A 21,078-nucleotide genomic window follows, 5' to 3' on the forward strand; every position below is an offset into this window, starting at 1 on the left:
ATCAAAACCTCGTGATTTTCGTCCATGACAATCCATGCTAGTGTTTATTAGAAAATTTTGCCATACCAGAATATAATGGGAGAAAAAAGGGACAAAATACCAGGCCCAAAGGCGCTGCGTGTCATTAATACCATGAAAAAACATGCCTATGATTCCACATTCATGTACTCCTTGGTTATTTCACATGGTCATAATTGTATCATAGAAGATATTGATGGAAACAAGTACCTAGATTTCACATCAAACATAGGGGCATGTCCTCTAGGATATTCACATCCAGACATAATAGAGACACTTGCACAATATTCATCAAACGGGACATACAAGATAGCAGGTCAGGATTTTTATTGTCAGGAACATGCAGACCTTGCTGAAGATATTTCGAAAATTTTGCCATCAGGATTTAAAACATTTTTCATAAACAGCGGAGCAGAAGCAGTAGAAAATGCAATCAAGATTGCATATAGAAAGAAAGGTCCACTTCCAGGAATTTCATGCATTGGAGCATTTCATGGGAGAACCTTGGGTGCACTTAGTTTTACAGCAAGCAGACCAGTACACAAGTATAATTTTCCAGAATTTCCGTCAAAGAGAATCAAGTTTTGTACAAGAGATGACGATCCAGAGATAGATGCAATAGAAGATCTTCTAAAGGAAAACAAAATTGCATTCATCATGACAGAAATAATTCAGGGAGAAGGAGGATACAACGTAGCAAGTAAAAAGTTTGTTTCCAATTTGAGAAAATTTGCAACAAGATATGGTGTTCCCTTGATTTTAGATGAAGTACAATCCGGGATTGGTCATACTGGCAAGTGGTGGGCTTTTGAGCATTACAACATAAGACCAGACATAATGACTAGTGCAAAAGCATTACAGATAGGTGCCACTGCTTTTGACAAAAAGTATGAACCCGCTACAAGATCAGCTCTATCAAGTACATGGGGAGGAGGAAATAGAATAGACATGGCAGTAGGTTCCAAAGTCATACAGGTGATAAAACGTGACAAACTGCTTGAAAATGCAACAAAGATGGGAAACATGCTCAGAAAAGGTTTGAGTGAAATGATTGGAAAGAAAGGCATAGTCGATGTCAGAGGACTAGGCCTTATGATAGGAGTAGAGTTTGATACTGCACATCATCGTGATAAAAAGCTGTCAGATCTGTTCAAACATGGATTGCTGACATTAGGAGCAGGCCAAAAATCAATGAGAATCATACCACCACTGATAATTACAAAAGAGCAAATTCATCAGGGTTTGGACATCATGCATCAAGTCTTGATGAGGAACTAATACGAATCGTATTTTTCGCCCATTTCAAGCGAGGCTATCTTTAGTTTTAGAACCTCGTTTGCCCCTTCATATATTACAATTGCCCTAGAATCAAGAAAGTGCCTTGCCACCCTGCTTGTCTTTTGATATCCATACGAGCCAAAGACCTGGACTGCTCTGTTCGCGCAGTCAAATGCAGCATTAGTGGCATGAAGTTTAGCAATTGCGGCAAGCCTGTCAGCCCTATTTCGCAATGCAGAATATTCAGTATTTTGTCTATTTAGAGAAGACATCCAATTGGCATCATTTTCTTTGAGATTTTCCACATAATCATGTAGCCTCTGCCTAGCAATACCAGCTCTATATACCAACCATCGTGAACTTTCGATGTTTACAATCATTGTTGCAATATGTTCCTGTATGAGCTGTTTTTTTGCAAGTACAGAACCATGTTGTTCTCTTTTTTGCGAGTATTTTATGGATTCGTCAAGACAATCTTTCATTACACCCACAGCACCTGCTGCCACACTGAGCCTTCCATCAATTAATGCACTATATGCAACACTAAGACCACTACCTAATTTTCCAAGCAAATTCTCTTTTGGTACAAGACAATTCTCAAAAGTAATCTCTGCATTTTTTACAGTGAGCAGACCCATCTTATTTTTCATCTCTTCTGAGCTAAATCCCTTGGAATTAGTGTCAACAATGAATGCAGATATCTTTCCATCAGGACCTTTAGCATAGGTGGTTATCACTTTTGCAAAAGTGCCATTTCCAACCCAGTGTTTTGTCCCATTTAATACGTAATTATCTCCACGTTCTTCAAATTTTGTTGACATTCGTCCCGGATCACTTCCTGCATCAGGTTCTGTTAATGCAAAACCCATGATATTAGTGCCATTTGTAGTGTTAACAAGATACTTTTGTTTTTGTTCTGCATTTCCCCAGTTTTGTATAACCATTTGTCCTATGGATACATGTGCAGAAAAAAATGTTCGAAGAGAATTTCCTTCTCTTCCTATTCTTTCCAGTGCAAAAAGATAAGTCAAAATGTCATAGCCTAATCCTCCATATTTTTTTGAGATTGGACATCCAAGCATCCCAATCTCTCCAAATTCAGGAATCACTCGGTCGTTTATTTTTTCATCAAGATAGCATCTGGTTTCATAATCTCTAATTGATTTACATACTCGGTCTACTTTATTAAGAAAATTTTTTTGTTCTTCAGATACTTCAAAATTCATCTTTGATAAATTAGACCATGACATAATTTACACAAGACATATCCTAATAGATATCACTTTAGTTTCTACACTTTTACAATTTGGATCTGTCGCACATGATGTCTTGAGAGATCTTCATGCAGTGCAGCGTGGGATTCATCAGTAAAGGTAAGGTTACACCTATAGCATTTCCACGCTTTTGTGCTCACGAATTAGTTACGCCATTTTAATTTATAAATATATTGCACTTAAGGGTATTTTTTTGCATAACTAAGATCATGGATCAAAATGTTTGGAATTTTTAGTGTTTTGTGGTGACATTTACAGAATTTTTACCTAGGCAAGATATAGAAAATCAGTGTGCCACCTGATTTATAAAATCAATTCTTGCAAAAGAGCAAAAGTTGAGTCTAAAGAAATTAGAAAAAGCAATCAGGAAAAAACTAGAGGAGAATGACCCGGCCCATGATTATAATCACATAATGAGAGTACTTAAAAATGCAAAAAAGATTGCAAAAAAAGAAGATGTAAACATGAAAGTGATAACAGCTGCAGTTTTGCTCCATGATGTGATATCATATCCAAAATCTGATCCTAGATCAAAAAAATCTTCCATAGAGAGTGCAAAAGCATCTAGAAAAATTCTGAAAAATTATAGATTCACCCAAATCCAGATAGATGCAATAGCAGATGCAATAAGAGATCATAGCTTTTCAAGAGGTGTTACGCCCTCTACCATTGAAGGAAAAATACTACAAGATGCAGACAGACTTGATGCTCTTGGAGCAATAGGAATAGCAAGAACATTTTCTGTTGGAGGAGCAGAGAACAGACCATTTTATTACAGCAAGGATCCTTTTTGCAAAAGACGTTTTCCAGACGATAAGAGTTGGACAGTTGATCATTTTTACAAAAAACTTTTACTGCTTGAAAAAACTATGAATACCAATACTGGCAGAGCAGAGGCAAGAAAAAGAATCAGCATGATGAAAAAATTTCTAGATCAATTGAAAAAAGAGATCTAGCCGTAATCTATGTAGCGTTTGTATCTTTTTTCAATCTCAGAATTATTTCCAGTTAGTATTTTTCGTATTTCATCAGCATGCTTGTATTTGGTATAATCAGTCATTTCTTTAAACATGGCATCTTGAGGAAACGCATTTGTGAGAAGTTCTAGCATGTTAAAGTATTCCACTACTTTTTCTCGAAATTGCTCTTTGGTAGGTCTTCTAATTTTGTTTATTCTAAACCAGATAGACGCCCAGCTTGCACCCACTACATGTGGTAACAAATCATACGCACGAGTTATCTCAAAAGTTAGGTCTTCTCTCATCTTTCTGCAAGTGTCTTTGCGGCACCCTTTGAGAAATATGTTACTATCATGTCAGCACCAGCACGCTTGATTGCAGTTAGAATCTCTAGTGTTACCTCTTTTTCATCAATATAACCTGCCATGGCAGCTGCCTTGACAAGAGCGTATTCTCCTGAGACACTGTATGCAGCAATTGGCACATTAAACTTTGATTTTGTCATAGAAATAAGATCAAGGTATGCAAGTGCAGGTTTTATCATTACAATATCCACACCTTCTTGGATATCAGTCTCAACTTCGCGCATTGCTTCTTTTGGATTAGTGTATGGTAACTGGTAGGTCTTTCTATCTCCAAACTGTGGAGCAGAGTGAGCCATGTCTTTGAATGGAGAATATAGAGATGAACGATGTTTTGCGGAATGTGACATTATTGCAACATCGGTAAATCCCGCATCATCAAGACCTTGTCGTATTGCCTTTACTTGTCCGTCCATCATTGCAGATGGCGATACTACATCTACACCTGCTTGAGCTTGGCTGACTGCAACTTTTGCAAGAGTTTCGAGACTTGAATCATTATCTATCTTATCACCTCTGACCAGCCCACAATGACCAGAACTGGTATACTGACACAAACAAACATCAGACATTATCACAATGTCATTTCCTAGATTTTTTCGTATCTCAGCTATTGTTTTTTGTACAATTCCGTTTTGAATGAAAGCAGAGGTACCATGTTCATCTTTGTGTGAAGGTATTCCAAATACCATTACAGCAGGAATTTTCAGATCTGCAATAGAGTTTACTTCAGATACAACATCACCAAGTGAAAGTCTTTCCATGCCTGGCATTGAACTTCCTTGAATTTTGGATTTCAAATCTTCTTGTACAAATATTGGGCAGATCAGGTCCTTTGGAGACAGACGTACTTCTTCCAATAGTTCTCTAATTTTACCACTCTTTCGTAGTCGTCGCAGTCTCACATTAGGAAAAGACATTATACATAAACACCCTGTTTAGCAAATATAATTTGTTACTCTCGTGATTTGTAGTCAAAGAGTTTTGTAACAGTTTTTAGAATTTCAGAATCACCTTGTTCTGATGCCTTTCGTAGGTTATTCATTGGAATAGACATTATATCCTCAACTATTGCTTGTGTGAGCTGGTCAATGATGCGTATCTTTTGCTCATCTTTTTCTCCCAACATCTGAAGTGCTTTTTTGAGTTCCTTGACACGTACTTGGTCTATATCCTTAAAGACATTAGTTACGATTGGTTCAACCTCAAGTCTTTTCATTGCTGCCTCTACTATTGGAATCTCCTCATTAATTATATTCTCTGCTGCTGATACTACACCCATCCTGTTTTTCATGTTCTTTTCTACCATCTCTGCAATCTGATCCATATTCATGACAGTAATTTTTGGTATGGTAGATACCTTGTCATCAACAGTTCGTGGATTTGACAAGTCCATTATGAGCATGCCATCCTTTCTTGATTGCATTGCTTCTTTTACTCTATCATGTGTGACAAGAAAATACGGTGCGACAGTTGCTACAAACAATACATCTATGGATTTGAAATCAGATATTGCTTGCTCAAATTGTAGCGGCTTGCCACCTGCAGTTTCCGCAAAGGCCTTTGAGCGTTCAAACGTTCTGCTAGTTACAAGAAATTCAATATCACGTTTTTTAAGAGACTTTGCTACAAGACTTGCAGCTTCTCCAGTTCCAATCAACAAGATACGCTTTGATTTCAAGTCATCTACATTTTGCTCTGCAAGATTTACTGCCATGGAACCAACAGAAATACTTCCCTTACTGATGCCTGTTGCATTTCTTACACGAGTCCCAATCTTGATTGCCTTATCAAACAAGGTGTTTAGATTATCTCCAGATGCCTTGAGCTCCCGTGCTGTTGTGATTGAATCTTTTACTTGTCCTAGTATTTGCTCTTCTCCAATTACAAGAGAATCAAGACCTGATGTGAGTTTTAGAAGATGAGTATATGCATCAGTTCCACAGCTAATTTCTAAATTTTCCTTGAATGTATTTTCTTCAAGCCCTGCAACAGATGCCCATGTTTTTTTTATTTTTTCAAGATCGGTATTACTTGCACATCCAAAGAGCTCAACCCTGTTGCATGTTTGTAGTATGACACATTCTTGTAATCCAGAGTGTTTTAGAAATGACTGATAAGCAGAATCCAGATCAGGAAAAGTAAATCGCTCCAACATATGAATCGGGGACTTTCTAAAAGTAACTCTAGCGTTTACAACATCACTTGTCATTTCATATCACCAAGTATTTCCATAACCCGCTTCTGTGCTTTTTTTAGGTTTCCGACTTGTATTAATTGTTTAATATGATTATCATTCATCACGCTATAGAGGAACTTTTTTCGTTCGGGAAATGTTGCGATCTTGGTCTTGGCGGCCCGTCTTGCAAAGTCTTGTAGTTTGATGTGGTAGATATCCTCTTTTTTGATTACTTTGCGGAATATCTGTTCTGCTTGTAGTTTTAGTTTTCTTGCCATTGCTGGGCTCCGCCCTCCAGTAGAGACAGCAATCTGAACAGTATCATCAATATTGATTACAGAGCCAAATGCAAAATCACTTACTTCGGGATCATCTGCGGCATATGCATAACATCGCATAGCTTTTGCCTGTTGCACAATTTTTCGGTTGAGTTCCTTGTCGTCAGTTGTTGCAAGCACCATAAATGGTTTGTATTTTTTTAGAAAATTTGCATTTTCAAGTCTCATTTTCTTGAATGCTATCTTTTTTTGTTTTACGTAATTTTGAATCTGTCTGTTTGTTGCATCGCTTACAAGAAGAATCTTGCAATCTTGAGTCAAAAGAGTATTTACTTTTTTTAGGCCCTCATTTCCCCCTCCTACTACAATTACTAGGTTACCTCCAAGATTCAGGTCTACTATCAATGGATCATCGCTGACTTGAAATGATATTTATAGATTCTATGAAAAACTAGGCAACGTTTTTAATTGTAATACAGACTTTCTTCAATAACATGGACAAGCTGGACAAGGAGATTTTAAATGAGATCCAGTGGACTTTTCCTCTAGATCCACGACCATATTCTGTAATGGCAAAAAAATTTGGAATACCTGATGCAGAATTGATGCAGAGATTAGAGGTATTGAGAAAGGACGGAATAATCAGACAGATAAGCGCCATATTTGATACACGAAAACTCGGATACAAGAGTGCACTTGTTGCTATGGCAATAGAACCTGACAAGCTTGATTATGTTGCAAATCAAGTAAACAAACATCCAGGTGTAAGTCACAATTATGAAAGAAATCACGAATACAATCTTTGGTTTACTCTAGCAGTTCCTCCCGGCTCTGATCTGAAAACAGAGATTGACAAATTTTCCAAGTTATCTGGAATTAAAAAGACACGTCTTCTTCCCACCATCAAACTCTTCAAGATCGGTGTAAAACTAGAGATGGTAGATGAGAAAAAATCAGATGTCAAGCCATCAGAAGAAAAGAAAAAGATCACTGAAACAAAGTTTGTCGCAACAGAGGAAGAAAAGGACTACATTCGAGAGTTACAGAAAGATTTGGAAATAATAGAAAGACCATTTTTGAAATCGGCTCAAAAACTTGGGATAACTGAAGAGCAGTTGCTTGACAAGGCACGACAATACGAAGAGATAGGAGTGATGCGAAGATTTGCTGCAATACTAAGACATAGAGAAGTAGGATTTACTGCAAATGGCATGATAGTATGGAAGGTTCCAGATGAGAGAATTGAACAGGTGGGTGCAAAGTTAGGCGCGTTCCCACAGATAAGCCACTGCTACCAGAGACCAGTATACCAAGATTGGCCATACAATGTGTTTTCAATGGTTCATTGCAAATCTATCGAGGAGGCTGAAAACATGGCAAAAGAGATTCAAAAACAAATAGACGTAAACGAATACAAAATTTTGTTCAGTTCTAGAGAATTTAAAAAGACTCGAGTAGAGTATTTTGTAGAGCACAAGTTTAGCATTGAAGATCTAATAACAGCATAAAAACAATAAAAAATTTTATGACAATTCTATGACAGTTTCTGCTGCTGAAGTCAATGTCATTTTTACAGATATGACTTTGCTTTGATACATGAAGAATTTTTTTCCAGAGGCGTTTGTATCACCAGAGACTCGAACAAGTCCCGAGTTGTGCAGCCTACGCACCCATCTATAGACCTGAGTAAGAGGAATTCCAGAATTGGTGCTAATATCCCAGGCAGATTTTGGTGTGCCAATTGTAGAGCGTAGTACATGCATTGCTTGCTCGTTGGATATAATCTTCAATATGTTGTTTGCATCCTTGTTTTCAAGGATTCTTCCTTGTTGTAATACTTGCATAATGAGAGTATTATATCACAAAATATAACAAGAGTGATTAGACTGTATTTATTTGCAAACGGTTGCAATCATTTGCAATCATTCGGCGAATTTGAATGACATCATGCCTGAATTATACTCGAAGTCAACCTTTTTTTCTAAAACTTCACGGAAAATAAGCCCCAACACAGTTGTGTGATACAGCGACCAGTTCTCTCCAAGATCATGTTTTACAATAAATGTATGTACATTGTTTTTGATGTTATGATTTATCTCAATTGAGGATGCACGCATTCGTGCCTCAAACCAGGAGATAAAGGAATTTAGATTAAAATCTCCTCTCATAAATAATGCAGTGTCTCGAACTACGTTTTTCCCTATTCTGTTTGCCATGTCAATTACATTTTCTTTTGTCAACTTTCCAAAGAGTTCTACAATGATTGGTTTGGCAATTGGAACCATGCCAACCTTTGCCTCAAACATGTCCCACTCGACATATCTTTTGAATATGTGGTTTACAAAAGTGTTAAGACTTGTATCTCGATTTTCAGATTCTAAGCGAAGTTTACTGAGTACATCTTCATCTATTCTAAATGTCATCGTAGATGTCTTTTTTTGGCTTGGAATCATGTTATTCTAACAGTCCTCCTTTGCATATAATTGTGTCATTGTCAATCTTGTAGAAAATCCTCTATGCAGTTTGTGCTGATGCTTTTAGCTCATAAGACGGCCACTGGTTGAAGAGGCCAATAATTTCATTCTTGTCAGAATCACTAAGATACTTTCCATCAGACATGGCACAGAACATTTCAATTTCTTCTTCACTTACCACAGTTGGAAGAACTGAGGAGACTGCATTTTGTGACAAGATGAATTTGATTGCAAGTTCAGTAATGTTAAGACCATTTCGTTTTGCAATAGGCATGAGTTGATCTACTTTTCGTAGTGCTTCTTGCACCCAGTCTCCACTTCGCACTGAACGGTGATCCTTTTCACTAATTTTTGTTTGGGCGTTTACTTTGCCTGTCAGTATGCCAGAAGCATCAGGAACACGTACTAGTATTCCCACATCGTTCTTTTCTGCCTCTTCAATGAGTGTATTTCCTGGATTTTGTTCAAGTATGTTGTATACAGTTTGTACAGCCGTAGCATTGGTCAATTTCATTGAATCAAGGCCCTCCTGGGTCCATCCAATTGCCGGACCCAATGCAATTTGGTAACTCTTGATGATTCCTTCTTGTATTTTTTTGTCTAAAAATCCAAATATTTTCTTGTCCCGAATTGTATGGATTTTTGGGTTATGTAACCCATATACATCCAAATAATCCGTCTGCAATCTTTCAAGGCTCTTTTTTAATGCAAAATCAGTAAATTCTTCAGTGAATTTTTGAGGGAGTTCCTTGTGGCCTATCTGCTCATTTGAATAAATATCATAACCGTATTTTGTAGACAAGACAACTTGGTTTCTCATTCCTGAAAAGACTTCACCAATGAGTTTCTCACTCTTGCCTCGTCCGTAAATATCTCCAGTCTCAAAATAGTTTATTCCAAGATCAAACGCTCGCTTGAGCATTCTTTTTGCTTCATCGTCCTCAATTTTTTTACCCCACCAATCAAGTCCCAAAGTCCATGCGCCAAATCCTATTTCAGATACTTTGATTCCACTTTTTCCTAATTTTCTATATTTCAATTTGTTATGCTCCTAAACTTTGATAATTTTTCCTGAAGCTCTGCTTCACTCAAAACTGCTGATCCAGATTGCACATTTACATTTAACTCTATCCAAGATTTGCAACCATGATATTCCGGAAGCAGAGGAATCTCAATTGGAGAAATCTTGTATGTTTTTAGAAATATAGCAGTCATTGGTTTTTGTGGCATCCAGTTCATTCTTTCTACCATGTATGAATCACTCCAGATGTGAAAATCAGACAGTTCTTCTATCTTTTGCATAGAAGAGATATCACGTTCTGCAACAACTTCAGCATAAGAGGTTATTCTGTTGAATCCTTCTTGTGGTTTTTGTTCCCGTGCATCTGCAAAATATCTGTAAAATTGGGATTTTAAAGATGTGTTATCCTGATGCTCGTATGTTGGAAATAGCAAAAACTTTTTGTCTTCTACCTTAAACCCGGATGAGGTTTCCAATATCCCTCCTTTTCTGAGAAGTACTGTCTGGTCTCCATTCTCAAGTGCAGTCACAACAGTGGCCCACTCTTTTAGTGCCTTCATCATCCAAGGCTCCTAATCATGGAGACAAGATCCTTTTTGATACACACAATCATGGGTGTATCCACTGCAACATATCTGCTAACTTGGGTTTCCCTCAAGTCCATTATCAAGTCTTGAAATTTATGCAATGTGTCAGTTTCAAATGCTAACATAAAGTCCTCGTCATGGATTCCAAATGAATAGGTAGTATTTAGAAGAACATCAGGATATTTGTGACCAACTTGAATGTGTTCAGCCATCATTTCTTTTCGTTTTTCAAGAGGCAATAGATACCACTCTCGTGTTTTGATAAACGGATATACAACAACATATTTTTTCTGCTCTTCACCTCCAATCCATCCTCGTGGCTTTTGGTTACTGGCATACATAGACGGTCTTGTACTGGATAGATAGACATGTGTTGGAATGATATATTTTCCAAAAACTGTAAGATACAACTTCGATATTGAATCCTGGATTTTTTCAACAGAATCGGATACAAACCACAACAAGAATTCAGCATCATCACGCAATCCCAAGGTAGAGTAGACCCTGTAATTTATCTGGGAATTTTTAAGAACGTTTTCTACTTCTTTTGCAGATTCCTCTTTTGCCAAATCTGCCATCCATCTCCATTTTGGATCTACCTTAAAGAAAGCAAAATTGAAAAATTGTCGTGGTTGCTCACTCATAAAGAGTGAGTTTGAATGAACCTTATTTAAAATCTGATCAAGTTGACCAAGTTTGGCAATGACTATTTACCTATGAGATTTATGAAATATCTTAAATTAGCGTATTTGGCGATCGTATTTGATGAGTAGGAATACCAAGATAGCAATAGGAATTGGCTCTATTTTCACTGCATTTACAGCTGTAATGATAATGCTTGTACTACAATCATACTAAGCGCATCCATTAAATGTCTCACTTAGTTCTTTAGAACCAAATGGTAACAATCAGGCACCAACCAATCAATGAAATCATAATTCATGAGTTGGTCAAGGTTAACAACATAGAAGATTTTCTTAGCATCAAGACCAATAATGTGCCATTAGGTAGTGCGGCACCCCCTGCACGATGGGCAGACGGAATACTGTATGAGCCTCAAGGATTTCCTCCAACACCTGAAATCATCAAAGACCAGATAGAAGGCAAGATACACTTTGCTGCAATAGAATATACCGAGATGCCGCAATACAAACAGTACCTCAAAAATAACAACAACAACGTATTATTGCCCATAATTGACATGTCACACAACACTGCAACAAGACAGATAGCACAGTGGCTCAAGAATCAAATAATTTCAAAATAGATGCAAGTTAGTACAAATAATACTTGAAAAAATATATCACAACACTTATTATTTGAGAACAGAAAATTTTGTCAAATGCCAAACATAGATCAATTGAACAGACCACAAAACAAGCTTGAACCAGTAGAAGGTGTAATTGAAAGCATAAACGAACCAAGAACTGTCAACCTCAAGACAGGAGGACAGGCCCAGGTTGCAGATGCAATGCTGAAAGATGAAACAGGACAGATCAAGCTTAGTCTATGGGATGCTCAAATAAAGATGGTAAAGAAAGGCTCTAGAGTAAGAATTGAGAATGGATACATTTCTACATTCAGAGGAGAGAACTCACTTAATGTAGGAAAGTTTGGAAAACTAGTAGTAATAGAATTTTAGATATATCTGCTAGACTGATTCTTCCCTTTTCTCCAATCAATTATACTCAATATTGCTCCAGATATTATTACAACAATGCCAATAATTAATAGAAATCCTGCTTCTGCCAGAGGGACTATATTTTTAACAAATGGTGAATTTGGATCAGTCAATGCTTTTGATTTTTCAGGATTTTCTGTAAACAACATGATTACAGTAATTGGATTTTTTCCCTTGTTTTCCACACTAAAGTTGTAAGAATCTGCCTTTGGTGCCTCAAATGATTTTATAAAAATAGGATCATTTTCTGTAAAAGAACCAAACTTGTCTCCAAAGATATTAGATATTGACACCACTACGCTATCATCAGGGGAATAATCCACAATGTGAACACCCCACATCAGGGTAACTTTGGCAGTACTTGTAGTATGTGAAAAAGTATACGTACTCCCGGCAGCAATTTCCACCTTATCAGATATATTATCAAACAAGCTTTCAGGCGAAGGAAAAAAGTCTCCTCCTTGAGTATCAGAAGACATTTTGGGCATGACAGAATATGCAACAGATGCTGCAATGACAATCATCACTGCACCTGCAATTGCAATTATAGGTCCACGTTTTTTCAACTGATATACCCCAGTTTTTTGTCATGTTGTGGCATGTGTAAAGATTCCCCTGTTGTCCTATGTCCCATTTGTTCTTCTATTGTTTTTACAAGGTTTTCCGTATCTTGTGCTTTTTTCGAGATTTCTGTTAGATCTAGTTGCAGACCAAGCATCTTTACAAGAGCCTCCAGTACTATTTTGGATGCTTTTGCATCAACTACATAGCCAGATGTTTCTCCAAGAAGACATATTCCTGTAATTCCTTTTCTTTTACCTACACCTATTATCAAACCGTTCATTCCAGTGATACTTCCACTATTCATTACTGATACACCATAATTGTGAAATTCTTTGACTATTTGTTCAAGCGTACTTGTACCGTAAACTTTTGGCAACTTTGTAAAGGTTCCTGTGATGTATGCAGCAAGCGTGTATATCGTCTTGATTCCAAGCTTGTCACATATTTTTGTAATTTCTTCTGCCATCTCATATTCACTTTCAGGTGTGACAGGCTGTGCATCACCACCAAGTAAGACAAGGTCACTGGTCTCCCCCTTGTAATAATAAAAAGTATTTTTCATTAGATCTGTTGTACCATTTGGTTGAATCAACACTTGTGGTGGAAATGAAGAAGAGAACATGTTTGCAAAAGATACCGCTTTTAATTGCTCAATCATGTGATCTATTGCAAGTTTTCCCACAAAACCGCTGCCTGGAAATCCACATATCAGAGAAGGATTTTTCAAGATAGGCATTTGTGTTATTTCAACAACTATACGTTGAGGAAGAGACAACATCGTTACGAAAAAATCAATTCAATATTAATTATGCTTAGATGGTTTATCGTCGTCTAGATTTTTTTGATTTCTTCTTGGAAGAGCGAGATGGTTTTCTTCTAGATTTTGATATTTTTCTTTTAGATGTCTTTGTTGGTTTTCGTTTTACAGCCATCTTTTTCTTTGGTCGTTTTGCTTTTCTTGCCTTGGCCTTTGCTTTTCTCTTTCGTGCAGCAAGTGCAGCAGCCCTCTTTCTTTTTGCAGCAGCAATCACTGCCATCTTCTTTCGTCGTTGAGATGCAGCTTCTGCAACTTTCTTTTGTACTACAGAGAGTGCTTTTCCTGCCTGTTCTTCTTGTTTTAATAGTGATTCAAATTTTGGTCGCAGATGAGATTCTTCTTTTGTTGATACCTTTAGTTGTTCCACAAGAGATGGTTTTGCGTGTATTTGTTTTCGTAGCTGGTCTTCAATCTTTGATTTTTGTCTCTCTCCAGATTCAATCTCTTTTTCTAGTCTAGAATATGCCGAATCTCTTTCTTTTAGTTCAGAATGTAATTCAGATATTTTTTCATCAATATATCGCAATCTTTCAGATAATGTTCCCTTGTCATCAGAGGAACCATACTGACTTTGCTGTGTTACTTGGTCTTTTTCATTCTCTTCTTGCTTGAGTCTTTCTTCTGCTGCAATTTTGAGTCTCTCAATACTTGCCTTTTGTGACAAGTGCTGGTTTAAGAGTTGCATTACATGATCTTTTTCTCTTGTCAGATCTTCTTTTTTCTTTTCAAGGGCCACAAGACCAGAAGATGATCTACGTTTTTTGGAAATAGCTTCTCTTAGTTTAGTTTCAACTTGTTTTCGCGATTTTGATATAGCTGATTTTTTCAGGCTGTGTGATTTTAGAAGAGCCTCAAGTGATGCCATATGCGATTATGAGTCTTTGTAATCGATTAAGTTTTTGTTATGATCAGTATTTGACACCTGAGTTAAAATTTTCAACATATTTTTGATCTTTTTACCAAAATTTTGACGTGTTTAGAAGGCCAACAAGAAGATTTTATGTAGCAAATAGATACAAAAATCATGGATTTTCACCCATCACAACTTCCAGTGATACAATCATTTCAGATCGATGATGAACGAAAAGCAGTAGAAATAGCAGACCAGATGGTAAAACTTGGCTTTACAACACAAAAAGGAGCGTTCAAGGTAATAATGACAAAAGAACAAAAGATTGCAAAAAAGATAGGATTTACCATCATGAATGAACTTAATTTTGGATTACGAAAAACAAAACAAGAAAGAGATGTCAGATATTGGATCTACAGCCATGATGCTGATCATTATGCAATGGTCTTGATAAGTTCAAAAGTAATGTCAGAGTTAGGTTTTTGATTGTTCAAAAATAAGCTCAAGTTTTAGTTTCTTGGATACTATATCTGCAATCAGTATTCCAGTTACAACTCCTGCAATGACAGTCATAGGATATTCTTCTAAAAGATATAGCCTACTAATTGATACAACTGCAGGATATAGCCACAAGAGATAGCATCCCCGAGGAAATCTTTTAGATAATGCATATCCTACGACAAATGCAAACATTGTAGTTCTCATGGTTGCTCCTGCAGGGAAAGTTCCTTCGATGTTACACGGCACGCCAACATCTGCTCCAGATTTTATTGGAAGATGAGCTCCAAGGTACTCTAGTGCTGGTTTTTCATACCCGGTGTAACATCTAACATATGCTACAGCCATGCTTCCCACTAATAGTGAAAGAAGTAGGACTAGTCCAAGGCGTCGTGTTTTTTTTATTATAAACAAAATAATGCTTACAAATATTGGATACAATACCCATCCAAGTTCTGTAAATACGTCCATTGTGATATCTACTGGATAATGCCCTACAACCTTGGAAAGTGCAGTCTCAAATCCTGTATCATAGGATAGCATAGATTTTGATAATGCAAAATATAGTAGAACTAGAAAACAGACAAAGAATAGGAAAAATGTTCTGCTTCTTATATCAAATAGCCAATTCTGCAAAGAAGATTCCTCCTATCAACATCAGTATCACTATGCGATGTATACCATTATTAAAATCAGTGTCTTGATGTAAATTACTAGTTGATTTTATAACTATACTATGGTTTTCAAGTTTTCACATTATTGTATGAAGTCTTTTCATGTACGAGAATACACATGAGTTTGACAACTATGTTATTTTACAAGTTAGGATTGTTTGCAATACAAGAAGTAGAGAACATGTGTTTATCTTAATATGAAAATCATGTTCTGTTTTTTATGCACATACATACAAAGCAACATAGAAACCGTGGACGTGTCTTTCTTTGTACGATCACACGCCAGTCTGACACACCCCTAACATCCACGGTTTCTTATACAATAGTACAATCAAACACATTCAAGAATTTGAGGAATAAGCAAAATCATTTTTAGGTTCTGAAAAAACAAAATTGTTTACAGATGTTTTATTTGCGATCTATACTGTTACAATATAAACAATAAATGAAAATAAATGGACAAATTTTTCAAAAAATGTTTTTTAATATAAGGTAGGCATGGGAGAGATCAGATTATTGTCAGAATGAATCATAGCTGCAACCGGATGTTCAAGAGCCAGTAGGAAGAAAAAGATCGGCTAAAAGATTTTAACCACATCTAAAGATAGAACTGGCATTGAGAATACTTACTATTAGTGATTTTGACGTAAAGGGTAAAACCGTATTTTTGCGAGTTGACATGAACTGCCCAATAGATCCTTCTACCATGGAGATAATCGAGACTAGTAGAATAAGAGAATCTACAGATTCCCTGAAGGCTTTGGAGGGTGCAAAGGTTGTCATTGGATCACATCAAGGAAGAGTCGGCAACAAGGACTATACAGGAATGGAAAAACATGCTAAGGTACTAGAACAGATACTGGGACGTAAGATAAAGTACATTGAAGATGTAATAGGTGCAGAGGCACAAAGAGAGATAAAAAATATGAAAGATGGCGATATCATACTTTTAGATAACCTCAGACTATGCGCAGAGGAAAATTATGAGTTTTCTGCAGATGACGCAGCAAAGACAATAATGGTGCAAAGACTTTCAAAATTGTTTGATATTTGTGTGCTTGATTCATTTCCAAGCTCACATAGGTCCCACCCATCAATAGTTGGCTTTGCTCATGTATTACCATCATGCGCAGGAAAATTGGTAGAACGCGAGGTAAGGAAATTGGATGAGATAATGACAGTGGCCAAGGGCCCACACGTAGTAGTATTAGGTGGCTCCAAAGTTGTCGACAGATTAGAGGCAATAAAGGAATTAATCCAGAATGGCAGGGCAGACCAGGTTCTTCTCACAGGCGTTATTGCAAATGTATTTTTGAGAGCTCAAGGGAGAATCAAATTCCCACTAGGCATCAAAAGAGAGGAAGAGGTTGTCTCAAAAGCACATGCATTGATTGGAGAATATCCTGATGTATTTTCAGTTCCAGTTGATATTGCAATTGAGAGAAATGGAAAAAGAGTAGAGATGGATGTCAGAGAGCTTGCCAAGGGTGAACAAATTTTTGATTTAGGTCCAAAATCAGTAGAATATTACCTAAAATCAATCCAGAGTGCTGGAACGGTTTTCATGAGTGGGCCTGCAGGATTTTTTGAAAATGAGAATTTCAAATTTGGAACAGAGTCACTTCTAAAAGGTGTCGCAAATTCATTTGCAACAACAATTGTAAGTGGTGGACATCTTACTGCTGCACTAAAAAGATACGGTCTTGCAGAAAAGATAAACCATATCAGTACCGCAGGAGGAGCATTGGTTTTGTATCTTACAGGAGTAAAACTACCAATGATTCAGGCTTTGGAAGAGGCAGCCGCTAGATATCGTTCTACAAAGTAGCTTTGCACTCGGAGTTTGGACACACTCTAGGTTCTAGTTTTCCAAGATATACTTCTTTGTTGCAAGAATTGCATTTTATTTTTTCAACAACATCGAAGAGTTTGTACCAGTTGGTTGTAAAGTTCTGAGCAATCTGGCGTATCAGTCCATCATCACGTAGTTGATTAAAAAATGGTTCTACATCATCAATTGTAATGGAGCCATCAAGGCCATTGCCCTTTAGTATTTCAAGGATTTCATCATTTGTGAAACGAGTGTTGGTATCATTGAATTTTTCAAAGATTACTCTTCTGATTTCTAGTGGTATTGCAGTATTTGAAATGGACAATTTAGTATAGACCTGAAGCTTCTTCTTTTATCTTGTCTGCAGATGCAGTATCTTTTAGTTTGTCAACCAGATACGAATAAAGTCCTGATTTTAGCACTTTGAGAGACAATAATGCACACTTGATTCTAGCAGGTCCAAGATCATGCAAACCAAGATTGTCCAGAATGTCTTCCTTTGTTAGTTTCTTGACATACTCAAAGTCTTTTCCCATGATTAATTCAGTAAGCATGGATGCACTTGCTTGGCTTATGGCACAACCTTTTCCGGTGAATTTTACGTCTGCAACCTTGTCATCTTTTATGTTAAGGTGCATCTCAAGCTCATCACCACATAGAGGATTGCTATCTCTCTGTGCAATATCAGGATCAGATATCTTTCCATAATTCCTTGGATTTCTGTAATAATCCAGGATAATTTCTCGGTAAATATCTGCACTACTCATATTTTGAACAGCTCCTTTGCCCGGTTAAGAGACTTGATGAAAACATCTACTTCTTCTTTTGTGTTATATATATAAAAACTTGCACGAGATGTTGCAGAAACATCAAGTCTTTCCATCAATACTTGAGCGCAATGATGCCCAGAACGTATGGCAATACCATCTTCATCAATGATGGTAGCTAAATCATGAGGATGAATGTCACCGAGATTAAATGAAATAACTCCACCTCGTTTTGTTGCATCTTTAGGACCGTACAAAATTATTCCTTTCATTTGTGAAAGTTTGTCAAGTGCATATTTTGTAAGTTCAATTTCATGCTCTCGTACCTTGTCCATTCCTATTTTATCTAGATAATCAAGTGCTGCTGAAAATCCAATTACGTCTGCTATATTTGGTGTACCAGCCTCAAATTTGTATGGCAAGTCATTCCAAGTAGTTTCATATTTATGAACCTCGCGTATCATATCTCCTCCGCCATTGAATGGTACCATTTCTTGAAGTAGTTCTTTTCTTGCCCATAGCACTCCAACTCCAGTGGGTCCGAGCATCTTGTGTGCGGAAAAGGCAAAAAAGTCACAATCAAGTTTCTGTAAATCTACCTTCATGTGCGGTACAGACTGAGCACCATCAATTAATACTCGTGCACCATATTTCTTGCATCGTTTAACAATCTCTTCAGAATTTGTTATAGTTCCCAAAACATTAGACATTTGACTAAATGTTACAAGCTTTACTTTGCCTGTTGCAAGATATTTGTCAAGATGATCAAGTATCAATTCCCCATTATCGTCTACTCCAATATACTCTAGTTTTGCACCCTTTTCTTTTGTGACAAGTTGCCATGGAACAATATTGCTATGATGTTCGTATTCGGTAGTCACTATAATGTCGTCTTTATTGATATTCTGGCGTGCCCATGCATAGGCTACAAGGTTTATTGCCTCTGTAGTTCCTCGAACAAAGACAATCTCTTCTCTATTTTTTGCATTAATGAATTTTGCAATCTTGTCACGTGTTGTTTCATATGCCAAGGTAGCTTCTTCTGCTAGCTCATGGACTGCTCTGTGGATATTAGAATTATAATTTAGGTAATAGTTGCTTATTGATTCTATTACTTGGATTGGTTTTTGAGTAGTAGCAGCATTATCAAAATATACAAGAGGTTTATCCTTGTGTACTTTACGTTTTAGGATAGGAAAGTCATTTCGAATATTTTCAATATTTATGAAACTTGTCTGCAATTTAATCTACCTCGATGTAAATCTCGTTTTGTTCTATTTTAACATTGTAGATTTTGAGCGGAATTTCAGCAGGAAGATTCTCTGGAACACCTGTTTTTAGATTAAATGTAGACAAGTGCAAGGGGCATGTGACTCCTTCTTCAGTCAGTATTCCAGTAGATAGATCAGCATCTGCATGAGTGCAGATTCTGTCTGATGCGTATATTTTACCATCAAGATTTGCAAGAAGGATCTTCTTGTTCTCATAATCAAAGTCAAGCATCTCACCTTTCTTTAGTTGATTTAATTTACACACATTTACCCACTTGGACAAGTTATCACCTATACTTGTAATGGCTCTCAAATGTGTCAGTTTCACGATATCTTGTCTCTTCTACTTCAAGCATAGCTTTGAGTTGTTCATCTGTTTTTATAGTGAGATTTCGTCCTGCCCATTTGGAGTCTATTAGATAACTTATCCATGCACGAATTTGGTATGACATTTTTCTTGAGAGAGGTTCCAAGAATCCCTCTACAATTATTTTTTGGGCATCAGATTTGTTAAGACATCTAGTAGCAAGATAGAATATTTGTTCTTCATCCATCTGGGCAACTGATGCAGAGTGTGTTGCCTTGACGTCATTCGTTAATATTTCAAGCCCCGGTATTGAATCAGATTTTGCACCCTTGTCAAGCAATATAGAATGTCCTGACAGATATGATTCTGAGTGGCGTGCATTCTTTTCGATTCGTATCATTCCCTTGAATAGTGATTTTGAAGTATCTTTGAGGACAGATTTTTCCAGGACTCGTCCAATTGTAGAAGGAGCAGTATGAATCAGATTAGAGGAAAGATCATATGATTGGTTTTTGTTTCCAAAGACCACTTCAGTATCCTGTGCAGTTGCACCCTCACCATTGAGGAAATTATCTACTTTGTAGCGTGAGAGATAAGAACCAAACAATCCCAAATACCAATTCATTCTTCCATCACGTTCTATTCTTGCGACTCTTGAAGAAAAGTTGACTGCTGTTTCTTCCATTGCTTGTAGTGTAACTAGATCAAATTGGCTATTAGGGCTGATAGAAGCATCAAGCAATTCAAGATATGCTTGTTGTTTCTGTGATTGAGGTGCATAAATTTCCTGAACAATCGAGGCCTTGCTATTTTCTTCTGCTACAATGATATTTCTTGAGATAGTAGATGATTGGTCAAGAGATAATGAAGATACGATATGTATTGTTTGTTCTAAAACAAAATTCTTTGGAATGTAGACAAATATTCCAGAATTGAAAAAGGCATTGTTTAATGCAATATACTTGTCTCTTTTGGAATCAGTTTGATCAAAGGATTTTTTTATTTTATCACCATGATTTTTGATAGCATCTTGAATTGAGCAAATTACAAGGCCCTTGTCTTTTAGCTCAGATGGGATGTGTATCTGATGTATGTTTGTGCCGACCTGAACTATATTTGGAGTATTTCCAATTTCTCCGAGCCTATCTTTTACAAAGTCAGGAATTGTACTATCAGAACTTAGATTGAATGTTATCTGCTCTGGATCCATTTTGTTTGCATCAGTGTATTTGTTGTAGAGTGGTGAAACCTCCTGAGGAAGTTGTTCAAAGACAGCAAATGCATTTTTTCGATATTCTCGTAACCATTCAGGATCGTTATTTGCTTCTGAAATTTCTTCTATGTGTCCAGGACCAAGTTTAGAGAGTACAAAAGGCAACATTTTACAT

At 36.8% G+C, this 21,078-nt stretch carries 26 protein-coding genes; 7 read left to right on the forward strand and 19 right to left on the reverse strand.

Annotated elements, in window-relative coordinates:
* Window positions 1-75 precede the first annotated feature (75 nt).
* Window positions 76-1,296 carry an aminotransferase class III-fold pyridoxal phosphate-dependent enzyme gene (locus tag NSIN_RS09190; RefSeq protein ID WP_101010926.1) on the forward strand — a complete coding sequence of 407 codons (1,221 nt, stop codon included), beginning with the start codon at window positions 76-78 and terminating at the stop codon, window positions 1,294-1,296.
* Here NSIN_RS09190 and NSIN_RS09195 read toward each other — a convergent pair.
* Window positions 1,293-2,546 carry an acyl-CoA dehydrogenase family protein gene (locus NSIN_RS09195; protein WP_101010927.1) on the reverse strand — a complete coding sequence of 418 codons (1,254 nt, stop codon included), beginning with the start codon at window positions 2,544-2,546 and terminating at the stop codon, window positions 1,293-1,295. The genes NSIN_RS09190 and NSIN_RS09195 overlap by 4 nt on opposite strands.
* Before the next feature lie 359 nt (window positions 2,547-2,905).
* Between NSIN_RS09195 and NSIN_RS09200 the strand changes: the two genes are divergently transcribed.
* Window positions 2,906-3,526 (forward strand): HD domain-containing protein, encoded by a 621-nt coding sequence (locus NSIN_RS09200; RefSeq protein ID WP_245871963.1) that lies wholly within the window; start codon window positions 2,906-2,908, stop codon window positions 3,524-3,526.
* Here NSIN_RS09200 and NSIN_RS09205 read toward each other — a convergent pair.
* From NSIN_RS09205 to NSIN_RS09220, 4 genes are read right to left on the reverse strand one after another with little or no spacing between them, the layout of a single operon-like run.
* A complete protein-coding gene (locus NSIN_RS09205) occupies window positions 3,523-3,834 on the reverse strand; it encodes a hypothetical protein (protein WP_101010928.1) in 312 nt (103 codons plus the stop codon). The two genes, NSIN_RS09200 and NSIN_RS09205, sit on opposite strands and share 4 nt — an antisense overlap.
* Window positions 3,831-4,811 (reverse strand): porphobilinogen synthase, encoded by a 981-nt coding sequence (gene hemB, locus NSIN_RS09210; RefSeq protein ID WP_101010929.1) that lies wholly within the window; start codon window positions 4,809-4,811, stop codon window positions 3,831-3,833. Before hemB ends, NSIN_RS09205 begins: the two co-directional genes overlap by 4 nt.
* Window positions 4,812-4,846: 35 nt before the next feature.
* A complete protein-coding gene (gene hemA / locus NSIN_RS09215) occupies window positions 4,847-6,103 on the reverse strand; it encodes a glutamyl-tRNA reductase (protein ID WP_101010930.1) in 1,257 nt (418 codons plus the stop codon).
* A complete protein-coding gene (locus NSIN_RS09220; RefSeq protein WP_101010931.1) occupies window positions 6,100-6,753 on the reverse strand; it encodes a precorrin-2 dehydrogenase/sirohydrochlorin ferrochelatase family protein in 654 nt (217 codons plus the stop codon). Before NSIN_RS09220 ends, hemA begins: the two co-directional genes overlap by 4 nt.
* Before the next feature lie 89 nt (window positions 6,754-6,842).
* On the opposite strand from NSIN_RS09220, the gene ahbA reads away from it, so the two are divergent.
* Window positions 6,843-7,856 (forward strand): siroheme decarboxylase subunit alpha, encoded by a 1,014-nt coding sequence (gene ahbA, locus NSIN_RS09225; protein ID WP_101010932.1) that lies wholly within the window; start codon window positions 6,843-6,845, stop codon window positions 7,854-7,856.
* Window positions 7,857-7,871: 15 nt separating this feature from the next.
* Here the strand turns inward: ahbA and NSIN_RS09230 are convergent, their stop codons facing one another.
* From NSIN_RS09230 to NSIN_RS09250, 5 genes are all read right to left on the reverse strand, one after another.
* A complete protein-coding gene (locus tag NSIN_RS09230; protein ID WP_101010933.1) occupies window positions 7,872-8,192 on the reverse strand; it encodes a helix-turn-helix domain-containing protein in 321 nt (106 codons plus the stop codon).
* Between the two features lie 78 nt (window positions 8,193-8,270).
* On the reverse strand, window positions 8,271-8,801 hold the full coding sequence (locus NSIN_RS09235) for a hypothetical protein (protein WP_101010934.1): 531 nt from the start codon (window positions 8,799-8,801) through the stop codon (window positions 8,271-8,273).
* Between the two features lie 61 nt (window positions 8,802-8,862).
* Complete coding sequence (locus NSIN_RS09240; RefSeq protein ID WP_101010935.1) at window positions 8,863-9,861, reverse strand: aldo/keto reductase; 999 nt, start codon at window positions 9,859-9,861, stop codon at window positions 8,863-8,865.
* On the reverse strand, window positions 9,858-10,406 hold the full coding sequence (locus NSIN_RS09245; RefSeq protein ID WP_245871964.1) for a DUF1802 family protein: 549 nt from the start codon (window positions 10,404-10,406) through the stop codon (window positions 9,858-9,860). Before NSIN_RS09245 ends, NSIN_RS09240 begins: the two co-directional genes overlap by 4 nt.
* Entirely contained in the window at window positions 10,403-11,074 is a 672-nt protein-coding gene (locus tag NSIN_RS09250; RefSeq protein ID WP_101010937.1) for a chlorite dismutase family protein, read from the reverse strand. The genes NSIN_RS09245 and NSIN_RS09250 overlap by 4 nt, the downstream gene beginning before the upstream one ends.
* 254 nt (window positions 11,075-11,328) lie before the next feature.
* Here NSIN_RS09250 and NSIN_RS09255 point away from each other — a divergent pair, with 254 nt between their 5' ends.
* Together NSIN_RS09255 and NSIN_RS09260 are read left to right on the forward strand one after the other, a co-directional pair.
* Window positions 11,329-11,697 carry a hypothetical protein gene (locus NSIN_RS09255; protein ID WP_101010938.1) on the forward strand — a complete coding sequence of 123 codons (369 nt, stop codon included), beginning with the start codon at window positions 11,329-11,331 and terminating at the stop codon, window positions 11,695-11,697.
* A gap of 75 nt (window positions 11,698-11,772) precedes the next feature.
* Window positions 11,773-12,072 carry an OB-fold nucleic acid binding domain-containing protein gene (locus NSIN_RS09260; RefSeq protein ID WP_101010939.1) on the forward strand — a complete coding sequence of 100 codons (300 nt, stop codon included), beginning with the start codon at window positions 11,773-11,775 and terminating at the stop codon, window positions 12,070-12,072.
* Here NSIN_RS09260 and NSIN_RS09265 read toward each other — a convergent pair.
* The 3 genes from NSIN_RS09265 to NSIN_RS09275 are packed head-to-tail and all read right to left on the reverse strand — an operon-like array spanning window position 12,069 to window position 14,357.
* Window positions 12,069-12,677: a hypothetical protein gene (locus NSIN_RS09265; RefSeq protein ID WP_101010940.1), complete on the reverse strand. Its 609-nt coding sequence runs from the start codon at window positions 12,675-12,677 to the stop codon at window positions 12,069-12,071. The genes NSIN_RS09260 and NSIN_RS09265 overlap by 4 nt on opposite strands.
* Window positions 12,674-13,453, reverse strand: coding sequence for a proteasome assembly chaperone family protein (locus tag NSIN_RS09270; protein ID WP_101010941.1), 780 nt, complete (start codon window positions 13,451-13,453; stop codon window positions 12,674-12,676). Before NSIN_RS09270 ends, NSIN_RS09265 begins: the two co-directional genes overlap by 4 nt.
* A gap of 43 nt (window positions 13,454-13,496) precedes the next feature.
* On the reverse strand, window positions 13,497-14,357 hold the full coding sequence (locus NSIN_RS09275; protein WP_101010942.1) for a hypothetical protein: 861 nt from the start codon (window positions 14,355-14,357) through the stop codon (window positions 13,497-13,499).
* Window positions 14,358-14,516: 159 nt separating this feature from the next.
* Here NSIN_RS09275 and NSIN_RS09280 point away from each other — a divergent pair, with 159 nt between their 5' ends.
* Window positions 14,517-14,828 (forward strand): hypothetical protein, encoded by a 312-nt coding sequence (locus NSIN_RS09280; protein WP_101010943.1) that lies wholly within the window; start codon window positions 14,517-14,519, stop codon window positions 14,826-14,828.
* On the opposite strand, the gene NSIN_RS09285 is transcribed toward NSIN_RS09280, so the two are convergent.
* Entirely contained in the window at window positions 14,817-15,476 is a 660-nt protein-coding gene (locus NSIN_RS09285) for a phosphatase PAP2 family protein (RefSeq protein WP_133124140.1), read from the reverse strand. The genes NSIN_RS09280 and NSIN_RS09285 overlap by 12 nt on opposite strands.
* Window positions 15,477-16,136: 660 nt before the next feature.
* Between NSIN_RS09285 and NSIN_RS09290 the strand changes: the two genes are divergently transcribed.
* Window positions 16,137-17,342: a phosphoglycerate kinase gene (locus NSIN_RS09290; protein ID WP_394340821.1), complete on the forward strand. Its 1,206-nt coding sequence runs from the start codon at window positions 16,137-16,139 to the stop codon at window positions 17,340-17,342.
* Here NSIN_RS09290 and NSIN_RS09295 read toward each other — a convergent pair.
* The 5 genes from NSIN_RS09295 to sufD are packed head-to-tail and all read right to left on the reverse strand — an operon-like array spanning window position 17,332 to window position 21,071.
* Window positions 17,332-17,664 carry a hypothetical protein gene (locus NSIN_RS09295; protein ID WP_101010962.1) on the reverse strand — a complete coding sequence of 111 codons (333 nt, stop codon included), beginning with the start codon at window positions 17,662-17,664 and terminating at the stop codon, window positions 17,332-17,334. The two genes, NSIN_RS09290 and NSIN_RS09295, sit on opposite strands and share 11 nt — an antisense overlap.
* Window positions 17,665-17,671: 7 nt before the next feature.
* Complete coding sequence (gene sufU, locus NSIN_RS09300; RefSeq protein WP_101010946.1) at window positions 17,672-18,112, reverse strand: Fe-S cluster assembly sulfur transfer protein SufU; 441 nt, start codon at window positions 18,110-18,112, stop codon at window positions 17,672-17,674.
* The gene (locus NSIN_RS09305; protein WP_101010947.1) at window positions 18,109-19,353 is read right to left on the reverse strand and encodes a cysteine desulfurase; all 1,245 of its coding nucleotides are present in this window, start codon (window positions 19,351-19,353) and stop codon (window positions 18,109-18,111) included. Before NSIN_RS09305 ends, sufU begins: the two co-directional genes overlap by 4 nt.
* Before the next feature lies 1 nt (window position 19,354).
* The gene (locus NSIN_RS09310) at window positions 19,355-19,711 is read right to left on the reverse strand and encodes a Rieske (2Fe-2S) protein (RefSeq protein WP_394340820.1); all 357 of its coding nucleotides are present in this window, start codon (window positions 19,709-19,711) and stop codon (window positions 19,355-19,357) included.
* Entirely contained in the window at window positions 19,671-21,071 is a 1,401-nt protein-coding gene (sufD, locus tag NSIN_RS09315) for a Fe-S cluster assembly protein SufD (RefSeq protein WP_320410682.1), read from the reverse strand. The genes NSIN_RS09310 and sufD overlap by 41 nt, the downstream gene beginning before the upstream one ends.
* Between the last annotated feature and the right edge of the window lie 7 nt (window positions 21,072-21,078).

Origin of the sequence: Candidatus Nitrosotalea sinensis, assembly GCF_900143675.1 — an archaeon.
GTDB lineage: Archaea > Thermoproteota > Nitrososphaeria > Nitrososphaerales > Nitrosopumilaceae > Nitrosotalea > Nitrosotalea sinensis.